Here is a 20301-nt window from a genome sequence, read left to right as displayed (position 1 = left end):
AAACATGATAGTCACCGCCTATCATAAAATTTTCTAAGAAAGATTAAACCGATCAAAATCGTAAAGAAGCGCTCCGCCTATCCGATAAGTAAGCTGAGTGCAGAAACATCGTCTTCATTTTCCACGTTAGGAAAGCGCATTCCCCCATCTGAAACGACACACAGGGATAGGGGTTATGAAATGGCTGTAGTTATCTAGGAGTGAGTATGAGGCTTGCGAATATAAAAATTGGTCGCAGATTAACGATAGGTTTTACGTTGCTATTAATCTTAATTCTACTATCCGGCGTAATATCCATCTTTAATCTTGCTAAGTTCAATAAAAACATCATTCGTATCGTTTCAGTGGACTACCCGGTCACTGTCAGCGCAAATAATATCGTCGACGAATTCAATCAAATTATAGCAACGCAGCAATATATTCTGCTGGCTGCCGATACCACCGGTGTCAACCACCAAATCAATCATATAATAGATATTCGGAAACAGATCGGAGAAGAATACGATTCAATGGCGAGCGCCCTGACGGATCCGCCCTCCATGCAGATTTTGAAAGACCTCATCACCGTACGGCAGGATTTTATCGCGTCCAACAAACGTTTCGAGGCCGCTATGCTCAGCGGAGATAAAACGACGGCGACCCGCGAGTTTATGGAGACATCTTTGCCCCTTATTGCCGAATACCGTTCGGGAATAAAAAAATTCATTGCCCTCCAAGATAGTAAAATGCTCAATTCCCAGTTCCGGGTTTCAGAGGATTTTAAATTAATCCGTTTGGTGCTGATAATATTGATTCTCGGTAGCCTCGCCATGGGTATTCTCATTGCCTGGCGCATTACGCTGAGTATTACCCACCCGCTTCAGCGGGCGGTAAACGTGGCCAGGAAGGTGGCGGAAGGCGACTTGACCGGCTCGGCAACCATCACCGCCAAGGATGAGACCGGCTTATTGCTGCGGGCGTTGGAAGATATGAATATCAACCTGCATCGTATTGTACAGCGTGTCAGGGATGGCGCCGAGGCGATTGCCGCCGCCACGGCTCAAATCGCCTCGGGTAATCAGGATCTCTCATCACGCACCGAGGAACAGGCTGCTTCCATCGAGGAAACCGCGGCCTCACTGGAGCAATTGACTTCAACTATCAAGAACACGGCGGCGAATACCGCCGAGGCAACGGATGTGTCGGCGCGGGCGTCCGGCATAGTGAAACACAACGGTGAACTGATGGGGCATGTCACGGACAAGATGCGCAGCATCCGCAAATCATCGGAGTCTATGTCGGAAATCATCGGCGTTATCGACAGCATTGCGTTCCAGACCAATATTCTGGCGCTGAATGCCGCGGTCGAAGCCGCCCGCGCCGGCGAAAACGGTCGCGGTTTTGCCGTGGTGGCCAGTGAAGTAAGGGCCTTAGCCCAACGCAGCGCAACCGCGGCCAAAGAGATCAAAAACCTGATTGATGAATCCGTCAATCAGATACATGACGGTATGAAACTTGTTGAAGAAGCGGGTACTTCTATGGCGGACATGGTGGCCAACGTGAACAATGTCACTGATATTATCAAGGAAATTTCCCAGGCCAGTAACGAACAAAGCGACGGCATTCACCAAATCAATGTCGCTGTCGGACAGATAGACAGTTCCACGCAACAAAACGCGGCGTTGGTGGAAGAAGCAGCCTCGGCGGCAGTTTCACTTCAGGCCCAGGCGGCATCCCTGACGCAAATAGTCAGTACGTTCAAACTGACTTCAGCCTCGCTGGCCGATGCCCTCTCGCACCATGAGGCGATTGAGGACAAACCTTCCGCGGACCAGGACCCGCAGCCGGCCAAAGAGGGGCAACCGGGCAAAGGGGAAAGCTGGGCGTCATTCTGAGGTTTGACATTGGCCTTACGACGCGCAAAAAAAAGCCGGCACCCAAGCCGGCTCAAGTATTACTGGAAGCAATGTGAGCAATGTCGTGCTTTCGCGGCTCCCTCTCATCAGAGAGGAAATCCGGAACGCATGGAGATAATAATCATTATCATTCGCACTTGTAAAGTCTTTTTTTAGCCCAGATACATCTTTCGCAATAAACGGGACACGGCTTCTTCTTCATTGGTGCCAATCACTTCCAGCTCGGGCAGCAGCTCCTTCAAGCGCTGATGGGAATTACCCATGATAAAACCTTTACCGGCCATGGCCAGCATCTCTTTATCATTCATACCGTCGCCAAAGGAGATACAGTCCGCCAAAGAGTAACCGATGGTTTTAGCCACCTGATCCAGCGCATGGCCCTTGGAGACCCCGCCGGCCATGACTTCCAGACAAACCGGCAGCGAGAAGCTGACATTGACCCGATCGCCCCAGCGCGCATTGAGTGCGGCTTCCAGCTCCGTTAACCGGTCATGATCGTCACTGGTGTAATACACTTTGCAGATGCCGTCAGTGGGCAGCATGCCCGGTTCGAACAGCTGGTAGTTGAAATCTGACTCCCGGAAAAAATCCTGCTGATCGAGGCGGTCACGGTTCATATACCAGTCATCACGGCGATAAACGTTGGTGAGTATTTTCGGATCGTCATGAACCAGGCTGAACAGCTCGCCGGCAATATCGCTGTCCAGATCGTGGGCGAAAATCAGTTCACCGTCGGGATTATGCACGCGAGCGCCGTTGGAGGTGATCATATAGGCGCTGATGCCCAGATTATCGCGGATTTGAGACACATCAATGTGGTGCCGGCCGGTGGCGAACACAAAATGAATATCCCGGGCGGTGAGCAGTTGCAAAGTTTCTTTGGTGTAAGGCTTGAGGGTGTGGTCCGGCGCAAGCAGGGTACCGTCCAAATCAGATACGACAACGTGAAACATGATTCTTGTTAAACCTCTGGCGTTAGCGACGGTGAAGACCGCCGGAATAAAATTAATGATGCCGCGCGAAAAAAGCGGTGATTATGTTCAGCGCCTCGGCGCGCAAGGGATCCTTCTCGAACAGTATCTCGTGCCGGGCGCCTTCGATCCTGACGGGTTTATTTCCTTCACATGGGTGACCGGCGTCGGCCATGGCCCGGCAGAAAGCATTCTGGCTACGGTTATCCACAACCTTTTCTTCACCGGCCTGGAGCAGCAGCAGCGGCGTGGTAATGGCGGCGGCCTTGGCCAGGATATCGTTGCCCGCCAGAATTCCCTCCCTGACCCAATGATAGGTCGGGCCGCCAATCCGTAATTCCGGATCGTCGGCATAAAACCGTAAACTGCGCCGGTAGCGTTGCCAGCTGTGGGTCAGCAAATTAAGCATAAAAGGCATCGGACGCCACTGGCCGGTGCCGATTGCGTAATAATCGCGCATGGCGGGCCGCCGTTCGGTCCATTCCAGTATCTTCCAGGCCAGCCAGTGCGGCATCGGTAAACGGATACCGAACATGGGGGCGCATAATACCGCGGCATCGCAGGATTCAGGGTAGGCGGCCAGGAACAAAGCCAATATCGCGCCCCCCATGGAGTGCGCCAGGGCGAAACGGCGGCTGTAACCGCCGGTCTCAACGTAACATTGCCAGAATTGAGTAAAATCCGCAATATAATCATTGAATTGCAGAACATGTCCGCGATGGGTATCCGCCAGCAGGCGGCCGGATCGCCCCTGGCCGCGATGATCGATTATCATCACATCATAACCGCAATGGTACAAATCATAAGCGATTTCAGGATATTTAACGTAGCTTTCAATGCGGCCGGTGCTGATAACCACCACTTTATTATGGCGGGGAGAACGTAAACGGACAAAACGAATCGGCATGCCCTGGGCGCCGATAAATTCGCCCTCCTCGCGCCGGCGCCAAAAATCCAACAGCGGACCGGTGTAAAAAGCAGCGAATTGTTCTTCGCGTGTCAACCAGCTCTGTTTATGTCCTGAAACCACCCTTGATACTCCTGGCATGACGCGGGGCAAAAAAATTAAGGTCCGGCGCGCCGGAAAATATTGCTGTAAAGTGGGGGAAAAGCTTACATTGTAATACAACCTAAACTATTCGGGTTGCAGTGATATTAAAATACCTATACAGGGAGCGCATTTAATGACCTGGGACTGGTGGCTTACCTATCTCCTGACCACAACCCTCCTTAGCCTTTCCCCCGGTTCCGGCGCCATCAATACCATGAGCACCGGCATCAGCCATGGTTATCGGGGCGCCGTGGCGTCCATTGCCGGGCTGCAGGTGGGCCTGGCCACGCATATTCTGCTGGTGGGTATCGGGCTTGGAACGCTGTTCTCGCATTCCCTGCTGGCATTTGAAATCCTGAAATGGCTGGGGGTGGCTTATCTTTGCTGGCTGGGCATCCAGCAATGGCGCGCCGCCGGCACCTTTACCCTTGCCGCTCCGACAGGCAAAATGCCGCGCCGGCAATTGTTCCGGCGCGGTGTTTTTGTCAACCTCACCAATCCCAAAAGCATTGTCTTCCTGGCGGCGCTGTTCCCGCAATTTGTCCTGACGCAACATCCCCAGGGGGCACAATACCTGGTGCTTGGCGTTACCACCCTGGTGATGGATATTATTGTCATGATTGGCTATGCCGGCCTGGCAACCCGCATTGCCCACGTCCTGAAAGGACCCCGTCAAATGCGGCGGCTGAACCGCACTTTCGGCTCGCTGTTTATCATGGTGGGCGCGCTGCTGGCTACCGCGAAATAATCAGGCTGATGCCAAAACCGGCGAAAAATACTCCCGCCACGCCGTCTATCCAGCGCGCCAGGCGCTGGTAGCCGCGGCGCATGGCCGGCAGGGCGAACACTATCGCCACCAGCGTGAACCAGAACAGGGTCTCGCCGACGATCATGAAAAACAGGCCCCAGCGCGCGCCGGCGGCGACATTATCGCCGACGAACAGCGAGAAGACGCTGCCGAAATAAATCAGCGCCTTGGGGTTGGCCAGATTGGTAAACAGGCCGCGCAAAAAGCTATATCCCTGATGCGGCAGCGGCTCGGCGGTTTGCGTCCCGGGATGGCGGGCGGAACGCAGCAACTGCCAGCCCAGCCAGCAAAGATACATACCGCCCCCCACCGTGATAATGCTATGCAGCCACTGCATTTTCGTCAGCAGCAGATGCAGGCCCATTAACGCCAGCGCCGCCCAAACGGCGACGCCGAGGCTGATGCCCAGCACGCCCAGCATGGCGTCGTGGCGGGAACGGCTGACCGCGGTTTGGGAGATGAAGAAAAAATCCGGCCCCGGGCTCATCAGCGCAATCAGATGGACCATGGCCACGGTGGCGAACAGCATTAACATTATTAACTCTCCTCTCTACCCGTCATACTTCAAGCTGCAGGTGTGTGGGTATCTTGATTCTATTCTCGGCGCATCAGCGCACCGGCAACGCGTCGTCGTCAATCAGGTGATCGCGGATGATCGTCAGGAAAGGCATGCCGAAACGATCGAGCTTGCGGTGACCGACGCCGTTCACCCTTAATAAATCATTGGCGGTGACCGGCAATTGTTCCGCCATTTCCAGTAGAGTGGCATCATTGAACACCACATAGGGCGGCACGTTGGCCTCGTCCGCCAGGGACTTGCGCAGTTTACGCAGCTTGGCGAACAGTTGCCGGTCATAGTTGCCGCCATAGGTTTTCGGCGCGCTGCGGGATTTCAGGTTCGCCACCCGCGGCTCCGCCAGCATCAGAGGCACTTCGCCCCGAAGCACCGGACGGGCCGATTCGGTCAACTGCAGCGCCGAATGCCGGGTAATATTCTGGCTTACCAATCCCAGGTGAATCAACTGCCGCAGTACGCTGACCCAATGCTCGCTGGTGCGATCGCGGCCGATGCCGTATACCGGCAGCTGGTCATGGGCATATTCTCGTATACGCTGGCTATTGGCGCCGCGCAGCACCTCGACGATATAGCCCATGCCGAAACGCTGCCCCACCCGGTAAACGCAGGAGAGGGCCTTGCGGGCCTCTTCCAGCCCGTCATAGCGCTTCGGCGGATCGAGGCAAATGTCGCAGTTGCCGCAGGGCTGCTGGCGGCCCTCGCCGAAATAATTCAGCAACACCAGCCGGCGACAGGTTTGCGCTTCGGCAAAGGCGCCCATGGCGTTGAGCTTATGGCGCTCGATATCCTGCTGCTCGCCGGGAGGTTTTTCCTCAAGGCAGCGGCGCAGCCAGGCCATATCCGCCGGATCGTAAAATAAAATGGCTTCCGCCGGCAGGCCGTCGCGGCCGGCGCGGCCGGTTTCCTGATAATAGGATTCGATATTGCGCGGGATGTCGTAATGCAGCACAAAGCGCACATTGGGCTTGTTGATGCCCATTCCGAAAGCCACCGTGGCCACGACGATCTGCAGATCATCGCGCTGAAAGGCCTCCTGAACCTGCCCGCGCCGATCGTTGCTGAGGCCGGCATGATAGGCATCGGCGCTGATGCCCTTGCTTTGCAAGCGCGCGCTGATATCTTCCACCCGCGATCGGCTATTGCAATAGATAATACCGCATTTGCCGCGCTGCCCCTGCACAAAATGCCACAGCTGTTCGAAAGGTTTGTATTTTTCCACCAGCGTATAGCGGATATTGGGGCGATCGAAACTGCTGATTTGAATCAGCGGATCCTGCAAGTCCAGCAGGCGGACAATATCCTGCCGGGTGGTATCGTCCGCGGTGGCGGTAAGGGCAATAAACGGCAGACCGGGGAAATGCCGCTTGATTTGCCCCAGCGCCCGGTATTCCGGACGGAAATCATGGCCCCATTGGGAGATGCAATGGGCTTCATCCACCGCAATCATGGCCGGTTGCCATTGCAGCAGTTGATCGAGCATGTTGTCCATCATCAGACGCTCGGGGGCGATATAGAGCAGTTTGATGCGTCCTTCACGGCATGCCGCCATGATTTCATGCTGCTGCTCGCGGGTCTGGGTGGAGTTCAGGCAGGCGGCGGCCACGCCGTAGGCCAGCAGCTGATCCACCTGATCCTTCATCAGGGAAATCAGCGGCGAGACCACCAGCGTCAGCCCCTCCATCACCAGGGCGGGTATCTGGTAGCATAAGGACTTGCCGCCGCCGGTGGGCATAACCGCCAGACAATCCCTGCCGCCCATGACGGCATTAATCAATGCTTGCTGACCCGGCCTGAATTGCTGATAGCCGAAGGTGTCGTGCAACACCTGTTCAGCCAGCGCTTCCCGATCTATCACCAACGCCGTCGACACATCATCCCCAACTTATTCCCTGCAGAACAGCGCCATTTCCCGCGCCCGTCATTAACACCGCAACATTTTACATCATGTCGTTAAGCATGAAACCCACGCCGATTCGGGTTTGGCGGTGATTATAATCAATTAGCGACTCGCCGTAACCACTAAAAAGCTGGGTGTAGAAACGTACGTGTTTGGTAAGAGGATAGCTCCAACCCAGCTGGCCGCTGCCGTAACCGCTGTTCCAGTTATAATGGCTCTCCACCGAAAACACGCTGGGTCCCCAAGCGTAGCCGATTTTCAGACGATAATAACCCATGTACTTGGAGATATCCGGATTATCATCCATGCTGCCGAAGTGCAGCCAGGGTTTCAGCTCCACCTGCCAGTTGCCGTTTTGCGCCATCAGGCGGGTATAGGCGCGGTCCCAGCTGCGTGAAGTGGGATCCGACCGGCCGTTGGACTGATGGTTGACACCCACTTCCACATCCCGCAGTGTCCAGCCGGCGAAATCATAGTCGGTAGCCCAGCCGAGAAACAGCTGCGGTTCATAATTGGTTTCGCGAAACGGTGAGGACTCTTTGGTATTGGAGGCCTGCCACCAGGATCCCTGGGTATAGGACGCCGCCAATAACGAGTTGTCGCCGGCGATACCGCGCCAGAGGGGGAATGCCAGGCTCAGTTGGAAATCAAGTTCATCTTTGCGGGCATGATCGGACCAGTCGTAGCTCTTGATGGCCTCTTTATTGATGTCGCTGGTGTAGGTATAGATTACATAGTTGCTTTCATAGGGATAAAGAAGAAAGGGATTATCGTGGTCCTGCAGCAGATTGGCGATAATACTGCCTCGGACCGGGGGTGCATCCGGAACGGTTTTTACTGTTGCTTCTTGTGCATATACAGCGGTGGATGATCCTGCCAAAAGTACTACGGCCCCCAAAAGCTTACGCATATTTTTTATCTCCTAAGTGCGCAACGCAAAAAGTATGCAATTGAATTAGTTTACACACAAATAGCTATTTTCATTAACGATAAGCTTTTATTTATCACGATTTGCCAAAACATGATTTTTTTTAACGAAAACCTTACTCTCTGCCAAACCCGACGGGCTTGGCTTATACTTGCTGGCTTCTTTACTGCCGTCTGGTTGATTCATGTATAAACAATCCACGCGCCGAGGCGTGTTATGCGCGCTCGGCGCATACTTGATTTGGGGACTGGCGCCGGCCTATTTCAAGCAGATCCAGCAGGTGCCCGCCACCGAGATCCTGACCCACCGGATTATCTGGTCGGTATTTTTCATGGCGGCGTTGTTGACCCTTTGCGGCAAATGGGCGCAGGTCAGGGCAATATTCCGCCAGCGCAGGACGCTGCTGATGCTGGGCCTGACCTCGCTGTTGGTGGGGGGCAACTGGCTGCTGTACATCTGGGCGGTGAATCATCGCCATATGCTGGAAGCCAGCCTCGGTTATTTTATCAACCCGCTGGTGAATATCCTGCTGGGCATTCTGTTTCTCGGCGAGCGGTTTCGGAAATTGCAATGGCTGGCGGTGCTGCTGGCGGCATGCGGCGTGCTGATGCAGCTGTGGAGATTCGGTTCGCTGCCGCTCATTGCCCTTGGCCTGGCCTTCAGCTTTGCCTTTTACGGCCTGCTGCGAAAAAGGCTCGGCATCGACCCGCAAATCGGCATGCTGATTGAAACCTTATGGCTGTTGCCGGTGGGCGCCTGGTATCTGTTCTACTTCGCCGACAGCCCCACCAGCCACCTGGGGGATAACAGCCTGTCGCTGAATCTGCTTCTGATCTCGGCGGGGATCATCACCACGGTGCCGCTGCTGATGTTTGCCGACGCCGCCAATAATCTGCGGCTTTCCACCCTGGGATTTTTCCAGTATCTCGGCCCGACGCTGATGTTTTTGCTGGCGGTGTTCTGCTATGGCGAGGCCATGACCCAAGACAAGCTCTACGCGTTCAGCTTTATCTGGCTGGCGCTGGCCGTGTTTATCTTCGACGCCGTGCTTTGGCAGAAAAAATCACGCCACGGGCGGCGCGGCATTGCGTGAAATAAAGCGCGCTATGGCCGGGCCGAGCAACAGGATGGAGAGTAGCCGCAGGCTCTGCATGGCCATTACAAAACTCATATCCGCATGGCTGCCGGCGGCAATAATGGCCACAGTGTCCAATCCGCCCGGGCTGGTGGCCAAATAGGCGGTAAGCAGGCTCACCGGCAGCAAGAGGGTCATAATCCAGGCCATCGCGCTGCACAGCAGAATCAATCCCACGATGGACGCCACCATCTGCGGAAGGGTTTTCAAGGCTTGCAACACAATGGCCGGGGTGAACCGCAAGCCGACGCTCCAGCCGATAAAAGCATAGGCCAGCGCCAATAGCCACTGCGGGACCTGTATGGTAAGGGTACCGGTAATATGCAGCATCGCCCCCGCCAGCATGGGAATCAGCAGCGCCCCGGCCGGTATATGCAGTTTTCTGCCCAGCCAGGCGCCGACGGCGGCAATGATAAGCGTCGCGGCAAAACGATAGTCCAGTGAGGGAAACCAGATTATCTCCGCCGACGCGTTATTCTGCGCGCCGAGGCTGAGGTGGGCTACCATCGCGGCGGCCGCCGCCACAAACAAGACGCGCAGGTATTGCATAAACGCCACCAGCCTGACATCCGCGCCGAACTCCCCCGCCATGGCCACCATGGCCGACGCGCCTCCCGGCGAGGAGCCCCATGCCCCGGTAGGTCCGGGCAGGCTGCTGAACCTCACCAGCAGGAAGCCGGACAGGCCGCTGGCCACCAGCGTCATCAAGACCACCACTACCACCAGCCACCAATAGGATACCAGGATCCCGAGAATGGCCGGAGAGAGCACCAAGGCTATCATGCAGCCGATCACCGCCTGGCAAGCGATAAAAACCTTAGGCGAGATATGCAGGGTTGATCCGGACAGAGCCATCACCACGCCCACCAGCATCGGGCCGAGCAATAGGGCGGCCGGCAGGTGATACAACTGCAGGGCGGACCCCAGCGCCAACGAGAAAAACAGCAATATCAGCCACTGGAGAGATAACGGCAAATGTTTCATTGTTAATTGTCTGTAATGCTAAAACATATTGTTTTAGCATAAACCAGAAACAAGATAAGTAATTATCGTACAAATTATCTTCTTATTTCCGGCGCGCCCTCAGCGTTATAGCCAGTTTTTACGCTTGAAGTACAGGTAAGGCGCCAGGCCTGCCAGGATCATCAATGCAATGGCGCCGGGATAGCCAAACGACCATTTCAGCTCGGGCATAAACTCGAAGTTCATGCCGTAGCTGGACGCCACCAGCGTCGGCGGCAGAAAGACCACCGATACCACGGAGAAGATTTTGATGATGCGGTTTTGCTCGATGTTGATAAAGCCCATTGCCGCTTGCATCAGGAAGTTGACCTTCTGGAACAGCGATTCATTATGGGGCAACAGCGATTCGATATCCCGCAGGATTTCACGCGCCTGCTCCAGCTGGCCGGAAGGTAAACGCGCCTTGCGCACCAGGAAATTGAGCGCGCGCTGGGTATCCATCAGGCACAGGCGGACCTTCCAGCCCACGTCCTCCAATTCCGCCAGGGTAGACAAGGCTTCATCGTATTCATCGCCCTGATGCCCTTCCATAATGACCAGGCTCAGCGCTTCCAGATCGCTGTAGATGTTTTCAATCTCGTCAGCCAACTGCTCTATTTTTGTTTCGAACAAATCCAGCAGCAGCTCATAGGCATTGCCGTCAGTGAGGGTCTGGCTGCGGGCGCGCATGCGGTACAGCCGGAACGCCGGCAGTTCACGCTCGCGAAGGGTGTAGAGGCGGCCGTCGCGGATGGTGAACGCTACCGTGGCGTTACCGGCATGATCCTCGGCGTCTTCATAAAAAAAGAACGAATGGATATGCAGTCCGTCCTCGTCTTCGAAAAAACGGGCGGAGGCTTCGATATCCTCCAGTTCGAGGCGGGTCGCCAGGCTTTGTCCCAGCTCATCCTGAACTTTTTCGCGCTCCCCGTTCTCGGGCTCGATCAGATCCACCCAGAGAGAACCGGTTAACGTATCGCCTTCATCCAATTCAAGACGGGATAGGCGATTATGATCCAATTTAAACGCGTTAAGCATACGCCATGGCTTCCTTAGCGGTGTCTAGCGGGAAACGCATTAGAGGAGAAACCGGGGGGTGAGAATGTCACCGACAAGTTCCAGACCATCAAAGATCTGACTCAGCGCGACACATACATGCGGGTCGCTGACAACCGCTAAGGCCATCAGCATAGGGGAAGCCTTAGTGGTACCTGATAAACAGATTATCGAGCCAGTATCTACTGGGGGCGTCCAAGGCGTAATCCTCTCACAATCATAGTGCGCGCATGTTACGCCGAGATTAAAAAGGCTGTCAATATGCAACGACGACACAATGGCCTATTTTTTGCACAATCTGCTTTTTGATTGATGAATTATTTGTGACGTCTGCCGCAGGAGCCTGCCGGCGCGGATATTTTTTATACCGGCCGGCACGGCACAGGCTGAGTCAAACCGTCTCCAGCCGGGCATAGGCCGCCACCAGCCATTTGATGCCCTGCCCCTGGAAGGCTATCTGCAAGCGGCTGTGCTCGCCGCTGCCTTCCAGATTGATAACGGTTCCTTCACCAAATTTGGGATGGCGCACCCGCTGCCCCAGGATGAAGCCGCTGTCGTTTTCGCTCAGGGGCGTCCCCATGCGCTGATGGTTCGCCGGCCGCGACACGCTGGCCCGCAGACGCACCTCTTCCACGCACTCCTGGGGCAGTTCGCCCACAAACCGCGACGGCCGGTGAAAGGCCTCTTTGCCGTAGAGGCGGCGGGTTTCGGCGTAGGTGAGGGTCAGTTTTTCCATGGCCCGGGTGACGCCCACATAGGCCAGCCGGCGCTCTTCCTCCAGACGTCCGCCCTCATCCAGTGACATCTGGCTGGGAAACATGCCCTCTTCCATGCCGACGATAAACACCTGCCTGAACTCCAGGCCTTTAGCCGAATGCAGCGTCATCAGCTGCACCGCGTCCTGATACGCGTCCGCCTGCCCTTCGCCGGCTTCCAGCGCGGCATGGGACAGGAAGGCCTGCAGCGGCATCAGATCTTCATCCTCGTCCTGGTAGCTGTACTGCCTTGTGGCGGTTACCAGTTCCTCCAGGTTTTCGATGCGCGCCTGGCCTTTTTCGCCTTTTTCCTGCTCATACATCATCCACAGCCCGGAGTTCTTGATCACCCGGTCGGTTAACACGTGCAGGGGGAGATCGGCGGTCTCTTCCGCCAGGGCGTCCACCAGTTCGATAAAGCGCCGCATAGCCGAGGCGGCGCGGCCGGCCAGTACCTGCTCATTCAGCAACTCGCGGGTGGACTGCCAAAGGGTGAGCTGGCGATCCCGGGCTGCTTGCCTCACCACATCCAGGGTACGATCGCCGATGCCGCGGGTGGGGGTATTCACCACCCGCTCGAAGGCCGAGTCGTCGTTGCGGTTGGCGATAAGACGCAGATAGGCCAGCGCGTCCTTGATTTCCTGCCGTTCGAAAAACCGCTGGCCGCCGTAGATACGATACGGCATGGCGCTTTGCAGCAGAGCTTCTTCCAAGACGCGGGATTGGGCATTGCTGCGGTAAAGAATGGCGCTGTCGTTAAGGGCGCCGCCGCCCTCTTGCCAGGTTTTGATGCGGTTGACCACAAAGCGCGCTTCGTCCAGTTCGTTAAACGCGCAGTAAATGGAAATGGGTTCTCCGGCGGCGTCCTCGGTCCAGAGGTTTTTCCCCAGCCGGCTGCCGTTATGGGCAATCAGGGCGTTGGCCGCCGTCAGGATATTGCTGGTGGAGCGGTAGTTCTGCTCCAGGCGGACAGTCTGCGCGCCGGGAAAGTCATCAAGGAAACGCTGGATATTCTCCACCTGCGCGCCGCGCCAGCCGTAGATGGACTGATCGTCGTCCCCCACGATCATCACGTTGCCCTGGTCGCCGGCCAGCAGGCGGATCCAGGCGTACTGAATGCGGTTGGTATCCTGGAACTCATCCACCAGGATATTGCGGAACCGATCGCGATAGTGCTGCAGGATATGCGGTTTGTTCAGCCATAGCTCATGGGCGCGCAGGAGCAGTTCCGCGAAATCCACCAGCCCGGCGCGATCGCAGGCCTCCTGATAGGCCTGATAAATACGCAGCCAGGTGGCTTCAATGGGGTTGCCGTAGGTCTCCACATGCTGCGGACGCAGCCCTTCGTCTTTTTTGCCGCCGATGTACCACATGGCCTGCCGGGGCGGCCACTGCTTTTCATCGATGTTCAGCGCGCGGATGATCCGCTTGAGCAGCCGCAGCTGATCCTCGCTGTCCAGGATCTGAAAATCCTGCGGCAGGCCGGCATCCATATGATGGGCACGCAATAAGCGGTGCGCCAGACCATGGAAGGTGCCGATCCACATGCCGCCCTGGCCCGGGCCGAGCAGATGCTCGATGCGATGGCGCATCTCCGCCGCGGCTTTATTGGTGAAGGTCACCGCCATGATGGAATAGGGCGAGCTGTTTTCCACCGACAGCAGCCAGGCGATACGGTGCACCAGAACCCGGGTTTTACCGCTGCCCGCGCCGGCCAGCACCAACAGGTTGCCCCGCGGGGCGGCGACGGCTTCGCGTTGTTTGTCATTCAGGCCAGCAAGCAGTTCAGTGACGTCCATAAAGAGCCTTTTAGTACGTATATACTGGTTATTTATACAGCAACCGCGATGCTTATAGCAAGGCTGTAAGGGATTCCAGCCGCGAAATTTCCAAATGCGGCAACAAGCGGGCGTCGGGGGCCTGGCGGAAATTGCCGCCGCGATCGTTTATCCAGCAGGCCTGCAGGCCGCTTTGTACGGCACCGGTAATATCCGCCGCCAAATCATCGCCCACGTGCAGGATACTCTGCGGCGGCAGGCCGAGTTTTTCCGCCGCCAGATGGTACATATCGCGAAAAGGTTTGGCGCGCCCGTCGGGACCGGCGCGCAGCACAAACGCAAAATAGCCGGCCAGGCCGCAGGCCGCGGGCGATGCATTGCCGTTGGTAATGGCCACCAGCGGCCAGCGTGCGCCGAGAGCGCGCAGCGTTTGGTGCGTGATAGCGGGAACATCAATGCTGCTGCGCCAGCGGGCGAACTCCGCCATGGCGGCATCCGCGCCGGCGCCGGCCTCGGCATCGCTGAATCCCTGATTGCGCAAGCCCTGTTCCAGCGCGCGCCAGCGCCAGCGCGTCACATCGTGATAGATTTCCGGCTCCCGCTGGCGCAGCTCGGCCCGGATACGGCGGTAGTATGACGCGTCAAGGGATTTCAGGGCCGGATGATAATTCTGCAAAAACAGCAGCGATTCCCGTTCGGTACGGGCGATCACCGGCCGGTTATCATACAGGGTATCGTCTAAATCAAAGGTTAATGCCCGCAGGGGGCGCAGGGGACGGTAAAAACGCATCAAGACTTCCCTCGCTTGGCCCTGGGATGCGCGGCATCATAAACCTGGGCCAGATGTTGAAAATCAAGGTGAGTATAGATTTGCGTGGTGGAGAGATTGGCATGGCCCAGCAATTCCTGCACCGCCCTTAAATCGCCGCTTGATTCCAGCATGTGGGTGGCGAACGAATGGCGCAGCTTATGGGGATGGACATGGCTTTCAACGCCCTGTTTTATTCCCCATTCGGCAAAACGTTTTTGCACATTGCGCATGGAGATGCGTTTACCGGTTTTCGCCAAAAATACCGCATTATCCTCGGGGGCGAAAAATTCCCGCAGCGCCAGCCAATGCCGCAGCCAGGCGACGGCGGATTTGCCCAGCGGCAGCTTGCGCTCTTTGTTGCCCTTCCCCACCACTCTCACTTCACCGGCGTCCAAATCGATATGGCCGCAGTCGAGATTCACCATTTCCGCCAGACGCAGGCCGTCGCCATACATGATTTCCAGCATGGCGCGATCGCGCACCGCCAGCGGGTCAGTGCTGTCAATGTCCAGCAGGCGATCGACTTCGTCTACGTCCATGTTTTTCGGCAGATGGCGGCCGTTGCGGGGCGCGGAAACGCCTTTGGCCGGATTGGCCTTCAGCTCTCCCCGTCCCACCAGGAAATCAAGAAAACTGCGCAGCGCCGACAGACGCAATGCCAGGCTGGCGGCCTGTAAGCCCTGGCGCTTGCTGCGGGTCGCCATCGAACGCACATGGCTTACGTCCAGCTGCGTCCATTCGGCGACGCCGAGATCGTCGGCAATTACCACCAGCGCGGTTAACTGATGGGCATAACTGGCCTGGGTCAGCGGACTCAATTGCCGCTCCACCCGCAGATAGCGCAAAAAGGCGTCCACCTTCGGCTGTAGGGGCGATTCTCCGGCGGTCATAGCCGAGCGACCCAACGCACCAGCAAACCGGGCAGCAGAGCGGCCAGTTGTTGCAATAAAACGGTGCCCATGCCGGATTGATAATGCTGGCTGTCGCGGCTGGTGAAGATCACCACGCCGAGGGAGCCGTCATCACCCATCAGGGTCATGGCCACCGAACCGACCTGTCTGGCCTGGGGTATCAACAGCAGCAGCTCCGGGCCGTTAAGGGTGCCCAGATAATGATTACCCTGGCCTAGGCGCTGGATGCGCAAAGGCTCAAAGGCGGTTCTGGACAGGCCGAGATGGGTGAAATCCGACGGCGCGCCAATCAGCCATTTATCGGTGAATAAACGCACATGCGCACCGGATAAGCCGAGGCTGCGCGCCCAGCGTTGCAGCCGGCTCAGGAAATCCTGCAGGCTTTCGGCGGTAGCCAGGTCGGTTTGCAAATCCAGCAGGCGATTGAACAGCTGTTCATTATCCGCCGCCGCCTCCATGAGCCGGCCGATGTCCTCTTCCAACTGCTGGATATGCCGGCGCTGGCGCGTTATCTGCCACTCCAGCAGGGAGACGCTGCCCCGATTGACATGGGGAATGCGCATCTGTTCGACCTGGAGAGCGTTGCGGATAAAAAAGTCCGGATTTTGTACCAGGAATTGCGAAACCGTACTGTCGTCCAGGACCGGCGCCGTCTCGACTTGCTCCCCGATATTCTTCATAGATGAATAAACCCGTCGTAGATATGCACCGCCGGCCCGGTCATAAAGAGCGGGTTGCCCGGACCTTTCCAACTGATTTCCAAACTGCCGCCCAGTAAATCTACCTTCACCTGTTGCGACAGTACGCCCTGCAGGATGCCCACCGCCACTGCGGCGCAGGCGCCGCTGCCGCAAGCCTGGGTTTCCCCCACCCCGCGCTCAAACACCCGCAGGCGAATGTTCTGGGGATTGACCACCTGCATAAAACCGATATTAGCCCGTTCGGGAAAACGCTCGTGATTTTCCAGCAGCGGACCGAGGGAGGATACCGGCGCGGCGTCGGTATCCTCCACCTGAATAACGCAGTGGGGATTACCCATGGAGACCACGCCGCACAGCACCGTCTGCTCCGCTACCCGCATAATGTAGGTTTTTTCCGCTTTGGCGGCGCGAAAAGGGATGTCCTGCGGCTCGAATTTCGGCTCGCCCATATTTACCCGCACCTGATCATCATCGGTAATGGTGATGATCATCCGCTCGGTTTGGGTACTGACGTGTAATTCCCGCTTATTGGTCAAACTTTTCATTCTGACGAAACGGGCGAAACAGCGGGCGCCGTTACCGCATTGCGCCACTTCGCTGCCGTCGGCGTTGAAGATACGGTAGTGAAAATCCAGTTCGGGATCGTACGGGGGCTCCACCACCAGCAGTTGATCGAACCCCACGCCGCAATGCCGGTCAGCTAGACGACGGATAAGCTCCGGCGAAAAATAGACGTTTTGCGTAACGGCGTCAACGACCATAAAGTCGTTTCCCAGACCGTGCATTTTGGAAAACTGCATATCGAACTCCGCTGACTTACCCTGTGCGCAGCATAGCGCTTCTCTTGTCTGGATGCGACAGAATCGCGTTTTGAGCACCAGTTGCGACACTTTTACGACACCATGCGATTCTACTTGGGGTACTTTTACGGTACGACAGAATCCCCTGAATGAGGCGCATTGCTGCCCGGATTCGCCGTTTGCACCGGTGATTGGCTGGAAGTGTCCGTCGTGGTCAGCTTGTGAGTCTCAGCGGGTTTAGCGGTGGTTTTAGGCGCCGGCGGCATAAAAAGCGGCCCTTTCAACCCGCATCCGTACAATCCCAGTACTAAAAACGCCGTTATCAGGGGGCGTAATTGACTATTCATCCGATTCATTACCTGTCATTCATGCTCTCAAGCCCTCTATCATCGCAGTTGGATCTTGAAAAGCAATAGGAATCGATAGGAAGCACGCCAGGCTGCACCGTTTAGCGGACCCCTTGGCGCTCTGGGTTGAGGATATGCGGGACGTTCGCAAGACGACGCGGCAGGCGGGACAGTTGCCAAAACCGGAAGGTTCAGTTCGACCGCGCCTGCTGCGCAGAGGCATCCTGATCATAGGGAGCGGCGGCCACCAGATGCGACAGCACGCTGTTGCGGAACGGCACCACCTGGATACGCCCGTCAAGCTGCACAATCTGGTAGAACTGGGGCAAATTGAAGTTGATAAAGCTCGAACCGTAGGTAAAACGATCGTGGGATGATGAATAAAAACGGCTCACATCCCGCACCAGCTCTTCCTTGCTTCCCTCGCAATGGTGATATGCCTCGACCCGGTTGGTTTCATCAAGAATATAAATATTGAAACCCTGTTCATCCGCGCTCTCTTCGAAGAAGAACTGAATGATGCCTTCGCTGGCAAAGCCGTCCACCACCGGCGGCAAATGCACCTTATCGGTTTCCATCTGGATGGACAGGCCGTGCAGCTTGTTATTGGAAATGGCGCCGTAAAATTCAATGGCGTTTTCTAGCTTCTGCACCGATACGCTCAGACGCTCGAAGAACAGCCCCCAGGTCTGGCCGGCAACCCGCACCGCTTTGAAACGGGCCGGATCCTGGCGGGTGCTGGAGAGCCGCAGTTCGATACATTCGGACACCAGCTGCTGTACGCGGGTTCGGATCAAGCCGCGCAAATGCTGGCTGTAGCAGAACACTTCCACCGTGTCGGGAGGCGAGGCATCCTGATGCATCTTGCCGAGAATGGTTTTCAACGCTTCCAGTACCGCCTGCTCGCCGCTGAAATGCAGGGTACGCACTTCGTTCCAGGAGTTGCGGTACAGCAGATCGATGCTGCCCACCAGGCACTCCTGCTGCTGGCCGAAGCTGAAGACATCCAGTTTCCGGAAATCGAAATGCACCACCTGATTGCGGAAAACGGCGGTGGGATCGTATTCGAGATTGACAATAATGGCCAGATGGCGGATTTCACATGGGCTGTACAGCGCCTTGGGCGTCGGCGCCGGAACCCGTAGCGGGAAAGTGCGGGACACATCCGCCACCAGTTCCTGCAACCGGCCCAGATCGCACACATCGCTGCCTTTGATATGCAGGCAGGTCTTGGGCGTCAACAGGCCGTTGAACCAGGCCCAGGCCACCAGCTTGTTCAAATAGCGGTTATATTCCAGCGGCTGATGGCTGATGATGGATTCCATCGACGGCGACTGGTTATACAGATACCAGCCGGCCCGGTTGGCCCGCCCCTGCGGCACATGGATAAACGTCAGGTGCTGCTCGGATAAATCCGGGGAAATCTGCGGGTTGATAAGCGTGACCTTGCCGGGCAGCGCCTCGAATGCCGCATAGAGCTTGCGGGTCAATACCCCGATATCCTGCGGGCTGGCGCTGACGCTCAGATTGTTACGCCGGGCGAAACGAATCAGGTTGCGGTAGCTTTGCATCATGGCGTCGAGCAATTCGTTATGCGCTTCCCGCACCTGGCCGATTTTCCAGTTGGCGCGATCGTCGAGCATGCTCAGACGCGCTTCGTCCCAGCCCCACTCCTTCACCTGCTGGCTGAGGATCTCCCGCCGCCAGACCACGCTTGCCGGGGTGGAGGATAATTTCTCGCAGACTTTAAGGTAAAAACAGCGCCGCACCAGATCCAGCCGGGTCATGTCGTTAATCTGGGTCAGGTAATGGGTGACCCGTTCCAGCATCATGCAATAGGGATCCAGGCCGAAAGAGACGATCTCGCCGTCATGGAGATGCTGCTTGATATTCATCGCCAGCAGCTGGGTGTGGGGATACTCCCAGGAGTAGGCTTCCAGCAGCAGGGTCTTCAGCACCGCTTTATAGGGGGAGTCGATGCTTTTATAAAGCTGCCACAGGCTGGCGCCGAAATACTCTTCGGCGGAAAGCGTGCCCAGGCCGCCCAAATCCAGCCACTCATTGGGGGTCAGCGCGCCGCGGGCATACAGCGACATCACATATTCATCGTAATGATCTTCTTCATCACCCGGCACCATGTTCCACAAAATGCGTTTGCCGGCCATGCGTACCGCGGTGCGGTAGAATTCGTCCAGCAGCAGGATATGCTGCGTGGATCCGCAATCATCGTCGCCGAGATTGCCGCTTTCATTGTGGCGGAAGCGATTTTCGTCAATAAGGAAAAAATTGACCTCCACGCCCTGGGCCGCCGCCCATTTTTCCAGCAGCAGGCATTTGCGCTGCAATTGGGCCCGTTCCACATTGTCGAGCCAGGACTGGTGACAGACCCAGACATCCAGATCCGAATTGGCGTTCTGGCCGATGGAAGACGTGCTGCCCATGGAGTAGACGCCGGTAATGGGCCGTTCGCCGCTCACGGGAGCCACCAGCGGAATGGCCGATTTTTTGGTCATCTCGGTCAGCAAGGCGGTTTGTTTATCATCGGACGTGTAAAAGCAAACGCCGCAGGGTACGTTACCTTCGAGGTAACCCGGAAGCATTGGGTGATGATAATGTAATAAGGTTGGCAGCAGACTGTAGACTTGCTGAAAGGCCGGCCCCATGGCCGCCAATGCCCGATCCACCCTAAGTTGGTTGATCGCGTCCAGTCTCTGTTTCAGTGTCTCGATATAGAAGTACAAGACGTCTCGCCTGGTTATCCCGGTGCCTAAAAAATCCCGTTTCCAAAGCCGCCCGCATATAATGTTATTAGAAGAATGCTCGGCTGGTAATTGCTGGAAACGTGATCAATTTAACACCTTGCTGTTTGACCGTAAAG

The 20301-nt window shown here is 56.5% G+C and carries 17 protein-coding genes; 3 read left to right on the top strand and 14 right to left on the bottom strand.

Annotated features, from left to right (window positions below):
• Window positions 1-206 precede the first annotated feature (206 nt).
• Complete coding sequence (locus ACL2XO_RS03060; protein ID WP_203524333.1) at window positions 207-1874, top strand: methyl-accepting chemotaxis protein; 1668 nt, start codon at window positions 207-209, stop codon at window positions 1872-1874.
• A 173-nt stretch (window positions 1875-2047) separates the two neighbouring features.
• On the opposite strand, the gene yigL is transcribed toward ACL2XO_RS03060, so the two are convergent.
• Complete coding sequence (yigL, locus tag ACL2XO_RS03055; protein ID WP_132923792.1) at window positions 2048-2848, bottom strand: sugar/pyridoxal phosphate phosphatase YigL; 801 nt, start codon at window positions 2846-2848, stop codon at window positions 2048-2050.
• 52 nt (window positions 2849-2900) lie between these two features.
• Window positions 2901-3896 (bottom strand): lysophospholipase L2, encoded by a 996-nt coding sequence (gene pldB / locus ACL2XO_RS03050; protein ID WP_243701478.1) that lies wholly within the window; start codon window positions 3894-3896, stop codon window positions 2901-2903.
• Window positions 3897-4050: 154 nt separating this feature from the next.
• Between pldB and rhtB the strand changes: the two genes are divergently transcribed.
• Window positions 4051-4665: a homoserine/homoserine lactone efflux protein gene (gene rhtB / locus ACL2XO_RS03045; protein ID WP_413742151.1), complete on the top strand. Its 615-nt coding sequence runs from the start codon at window positions 4051-4053 to the stop codon at window positions 4663-4665.
• Here the strand turns inward: rhtB and rhtC are convergent.
• The 3 genes from rhtC to pldA form a co-directional block, all read right to left on the bottom strand.
• A complete protein-coding gene (gene rhtC / locus ACL2XO_RS03040; protein WP_132923795.1) occupies window positions 4652-5260 on the bottom strand; it encodes a threonine export protein RhtC in 609 nt (202 codons plus the stop codon). The genes rhtB and rhtC overlap by 14 nt on opposite strands.
• Window positions 5261-5333: 73 nt before the next feature.
• Window positions 5334-7172: an ATP-dependent DNA helicase RecQ gene (gene recQ, locus ACL2XO_RS03035; RefSeq protein WP_132923796.1), complete on the bottom strand. Its 1839-nt coding sequence runs from the start codon at window positions 7170-7172 to the stop codon at window positions 5334-5336.
• Window positions 7173-7239: 67 nt separating this feature from the next.
• The gene (gene pldA / locus ACL2XO_RS03030) at window positions 7240-8109 is read right to left on the bottom strand and encodes a phospholipase A (RefSeq protein WP_413742150.1); all 870 of its coding nucleotides are present in this window, start codon (window positions 8107-8109) and stop codon (window positions 7240-7242) included.
• 202 nt (window positions 8110-8311) lie between these two features.
• Between pldA and rarD the strand changes: the two genes are divergently transcribed.
• A complete protein-coding gene (rarD, locus tag ACL2XO_RS03025; protein WP_132923798.1) occupies window positions 8312-9220 on the top strand; it encodes an EamA family transporter RarD in 909 nt (302 codons plus the stop codon).
• Here rarD and ACL2XO_RS03020 read toward each other — a convergent pair.
• From ACL2XO_RS03020 to ACL2XO_RS02980, 9 genes are all read right to left on the bottom strand, one after another.
• Complete coding sequence (locus ACL2XO_RS03020) at window positions 9191-10246, bottom strand: AbrB family transcriptional regulator (RefSeq protein ID WP_413742149.1); 1056 nt, start codon at window positions 10244-10246, stop codon at window positions 9191-9193. The genes rarD and ACL2XO_RS03020 overlap by 30 nt on opposite strands.
• Window positions 10247-10351: 105 nt before the next feature.
• Window positions 10352-11302, bottom strand: coding sequence for a magnesium/cobalt transporter CorA (corA, locus tag ACL2XO_RS03015; protein WP_132923800.1), 951 nt, complete (start codon window positions 11300-11302; stop codon window positions 10352-10354).
• A 409-nt stretch (window positions 11303-11711) separates the two neighbouring features.
• Entirely contained in the window at window positions 11712-13874 is a 2163-nt protein-coding gene (gene uvrD, locus ACL2XO_RS03010; protein ID WP_132923801.1) for a DNA helicase II, read from the bottom strand.
• Between the two features lie 52 nt (window positions 13875-13926).
• Window positions 13927-14643, bottom strand: coding sequence for a 5-amino-6-(5-phospho-D-ribitylamino)uracil phosphatase YigB (yigB, locus tag ACL2XO_RS03005; protein WP_413742148.1), 717 nt, complete (start codon window positions 14641-14643; stop codon window positions 13927-13929).
• Window positions 14643-15554 (bottom strand): tyrosine recombinase XerC, encoded by a 912-nt coding sequence (xerC, locus tag ACL2XO_RS03000; protein WP_132923803.1) that lies wholly within the window; start codon window positions 15552-15554, stop codon window positions 14643-14645. The genes yigB and xerC overlap by 1 nt, the downstream gene beginning before the upstream one ends.
• Window positions 15551-16255: a DUF484 domain-containing protein gene (locus ACL2XO_RS02995; protein ID WP_413726369.1), complete on the bottom strand. Its 705-nt coding sequence runs from the start codon at window positions 16253-16255 to the stop codon at window positions 15551-15553. The genes xerC and ACL2XO_RS02995 overlap by 4 nt, the downstream gene beginning before the upstream one ends.
• Entirely contained in the window at window positions 16252-17076 is an 825-nt protein-coding gene (gene dapF, locus ACL2XO_RS02990) for a diaminopimelate epimerase (RefSeq protein ID WP_132923805.1), read from the bottom strand. The genes ACL2XO_RS02995 and dapF overlap by 4 nt, the downstream gene beginning before the upstream one ends.
• 125 nt (window positions 17077-17201) lie before the next feature.
• A complete protein-coding gene (gene lptM, locus ACL2XO_RS02985) occupies window positions 17202-17423 on the bottom strand; it encodes an LPS translocon maturation chaperone LptM (RefSeq protein ID WP_413726368.1) in 222 nt (73 codons plus the stop codon).
• Window positions 17424-17614: 191 nt separating this feature from the next.
• Window positions 17615-20164 (bottom strand): class I adenylate cyclase, encoded by a 2550-nt coding sequence (locus ACL2XO_RS02980; RefSeq protein ID WP_132923807.1) that lies wholly within the window; start codon window positions 20162-20164, stop codon window positions 17615-17617.
• Between the last annotated feature and the right edge of the window lie 137 nt (window positions 20165-20301).

Origin of the sequence: Sodalis sp. RH15, assembly GCF_047324255.1 — a bacterium.
Classification (GTDB): Bacteria; Pseudomonadota; Gammaproteobacteria; order Enterobacterales; family Enterobacteriaceae; genus Acerihabitans; species Acerihabitans ligni.
The sequence above is the reverse complement of the archived record's forward strand: the minus strand, read 5'-3'. Positions and strand labels throughout refer to the sequence as shown.

Excerpts from the sequence above, each read along its gene's own strand:
- rhtB (WP_413742151.1), top strand. The coding sequence starts at position 4,051 with ATGACCTGGGACTGGTGGCTTACCTATCTCCTGACCACAACCCTCCTT.
- pldA (WP_413742150.1), bottom strand. The coding sequence starts at position 8,109 with ATGCGTAAGCTTTTGGGGGCCGTAGTACTTTTGGCAGGATCATCCACC.
- corA (WP_132923800.1), bottom strand. The coding sequence starts at position 11,302 with ATGCTTAACGCGTTTAAATTGGATCATAATCGCCTATCCCGTCTTGAA.
- rhtC (WP_132923795.1), bottom strand. The coding sequence starts at position 5,260 with ATGTTAATGCTGTTCGCCACCGTGGCCATGGTCCATCTGATTGCGCTG.
- lptM (WP_413726368.1), bottom strand. The coding sequence starts at position 17,423 with ATGAATAGTCAATTACGCCCCCTGATAACGGCGTTTTTAGTACTGGGA.
- ACL2XO_RS03020 (WP_413742149.1), bottom strand. The coding sequence starts at position 10,246 with ATGAAACATTTGCCGTTATCTCTCCAGTGGCTGATATTGCTGTTTTTC.
- rarD (WP_132923798.1), top strand. The coding sequence starts at position 8,312 with ATGTATAAACAATCCACGCGCCGAGGCGTGTTATGCGCGCTCGGCGCA.
- ACL2XO_RS03060 (WP_203524333.1), top strand. The coding sequence starts at position 207 with ATGAGGCTTGCGAATATAAAAATTGGTCGCAGATTAACGATAGGTTTT.
- dapF (WP_132923805.1), bottom strand. The coding sequence starts at position 17,076 with ATGCAGTTTTCCAAAATGCACGGTCTGGGAAACGACTTTATGGTCGTT.
- ACL2XO_RS02995 (WP_413726369.1), bottom strand. The coding sequence starts at position 16,255 with ATGAAGAATATCGGGGAGCAAGTCGAGACGGCGCCGGTCCTGGACGAC.
- yigL (WP_132923792.1), bottom strand. The coding sequence starts at position 2,848 with ATGTTTCACGTTGTCGTATCTGATTTGGACGGTACCCTGCTTGCGCCG.
- uvrD (WP_132923801.1), bottom strand. The coding sequence starts at position 13,874 with ATGGACGTCACTGAACTGCTTGCTGGCCTGAATGACAAACAACGCGAA.
- yigB (WP_413742148.1), bottom strand. The coding sequence starts at position 14,643 with ATGCGTTTTTACCGTCCCCTGCGCCCCCTGCGGGCATTAACCTTTGAT.
- xerC (WP_132923803.1), bottom strand. The coding sequence starts at position 15,554 with ATGACCGCCGGAGAATCGCCCCTACAGCCGAAGGTGGACGCCTTTTTG.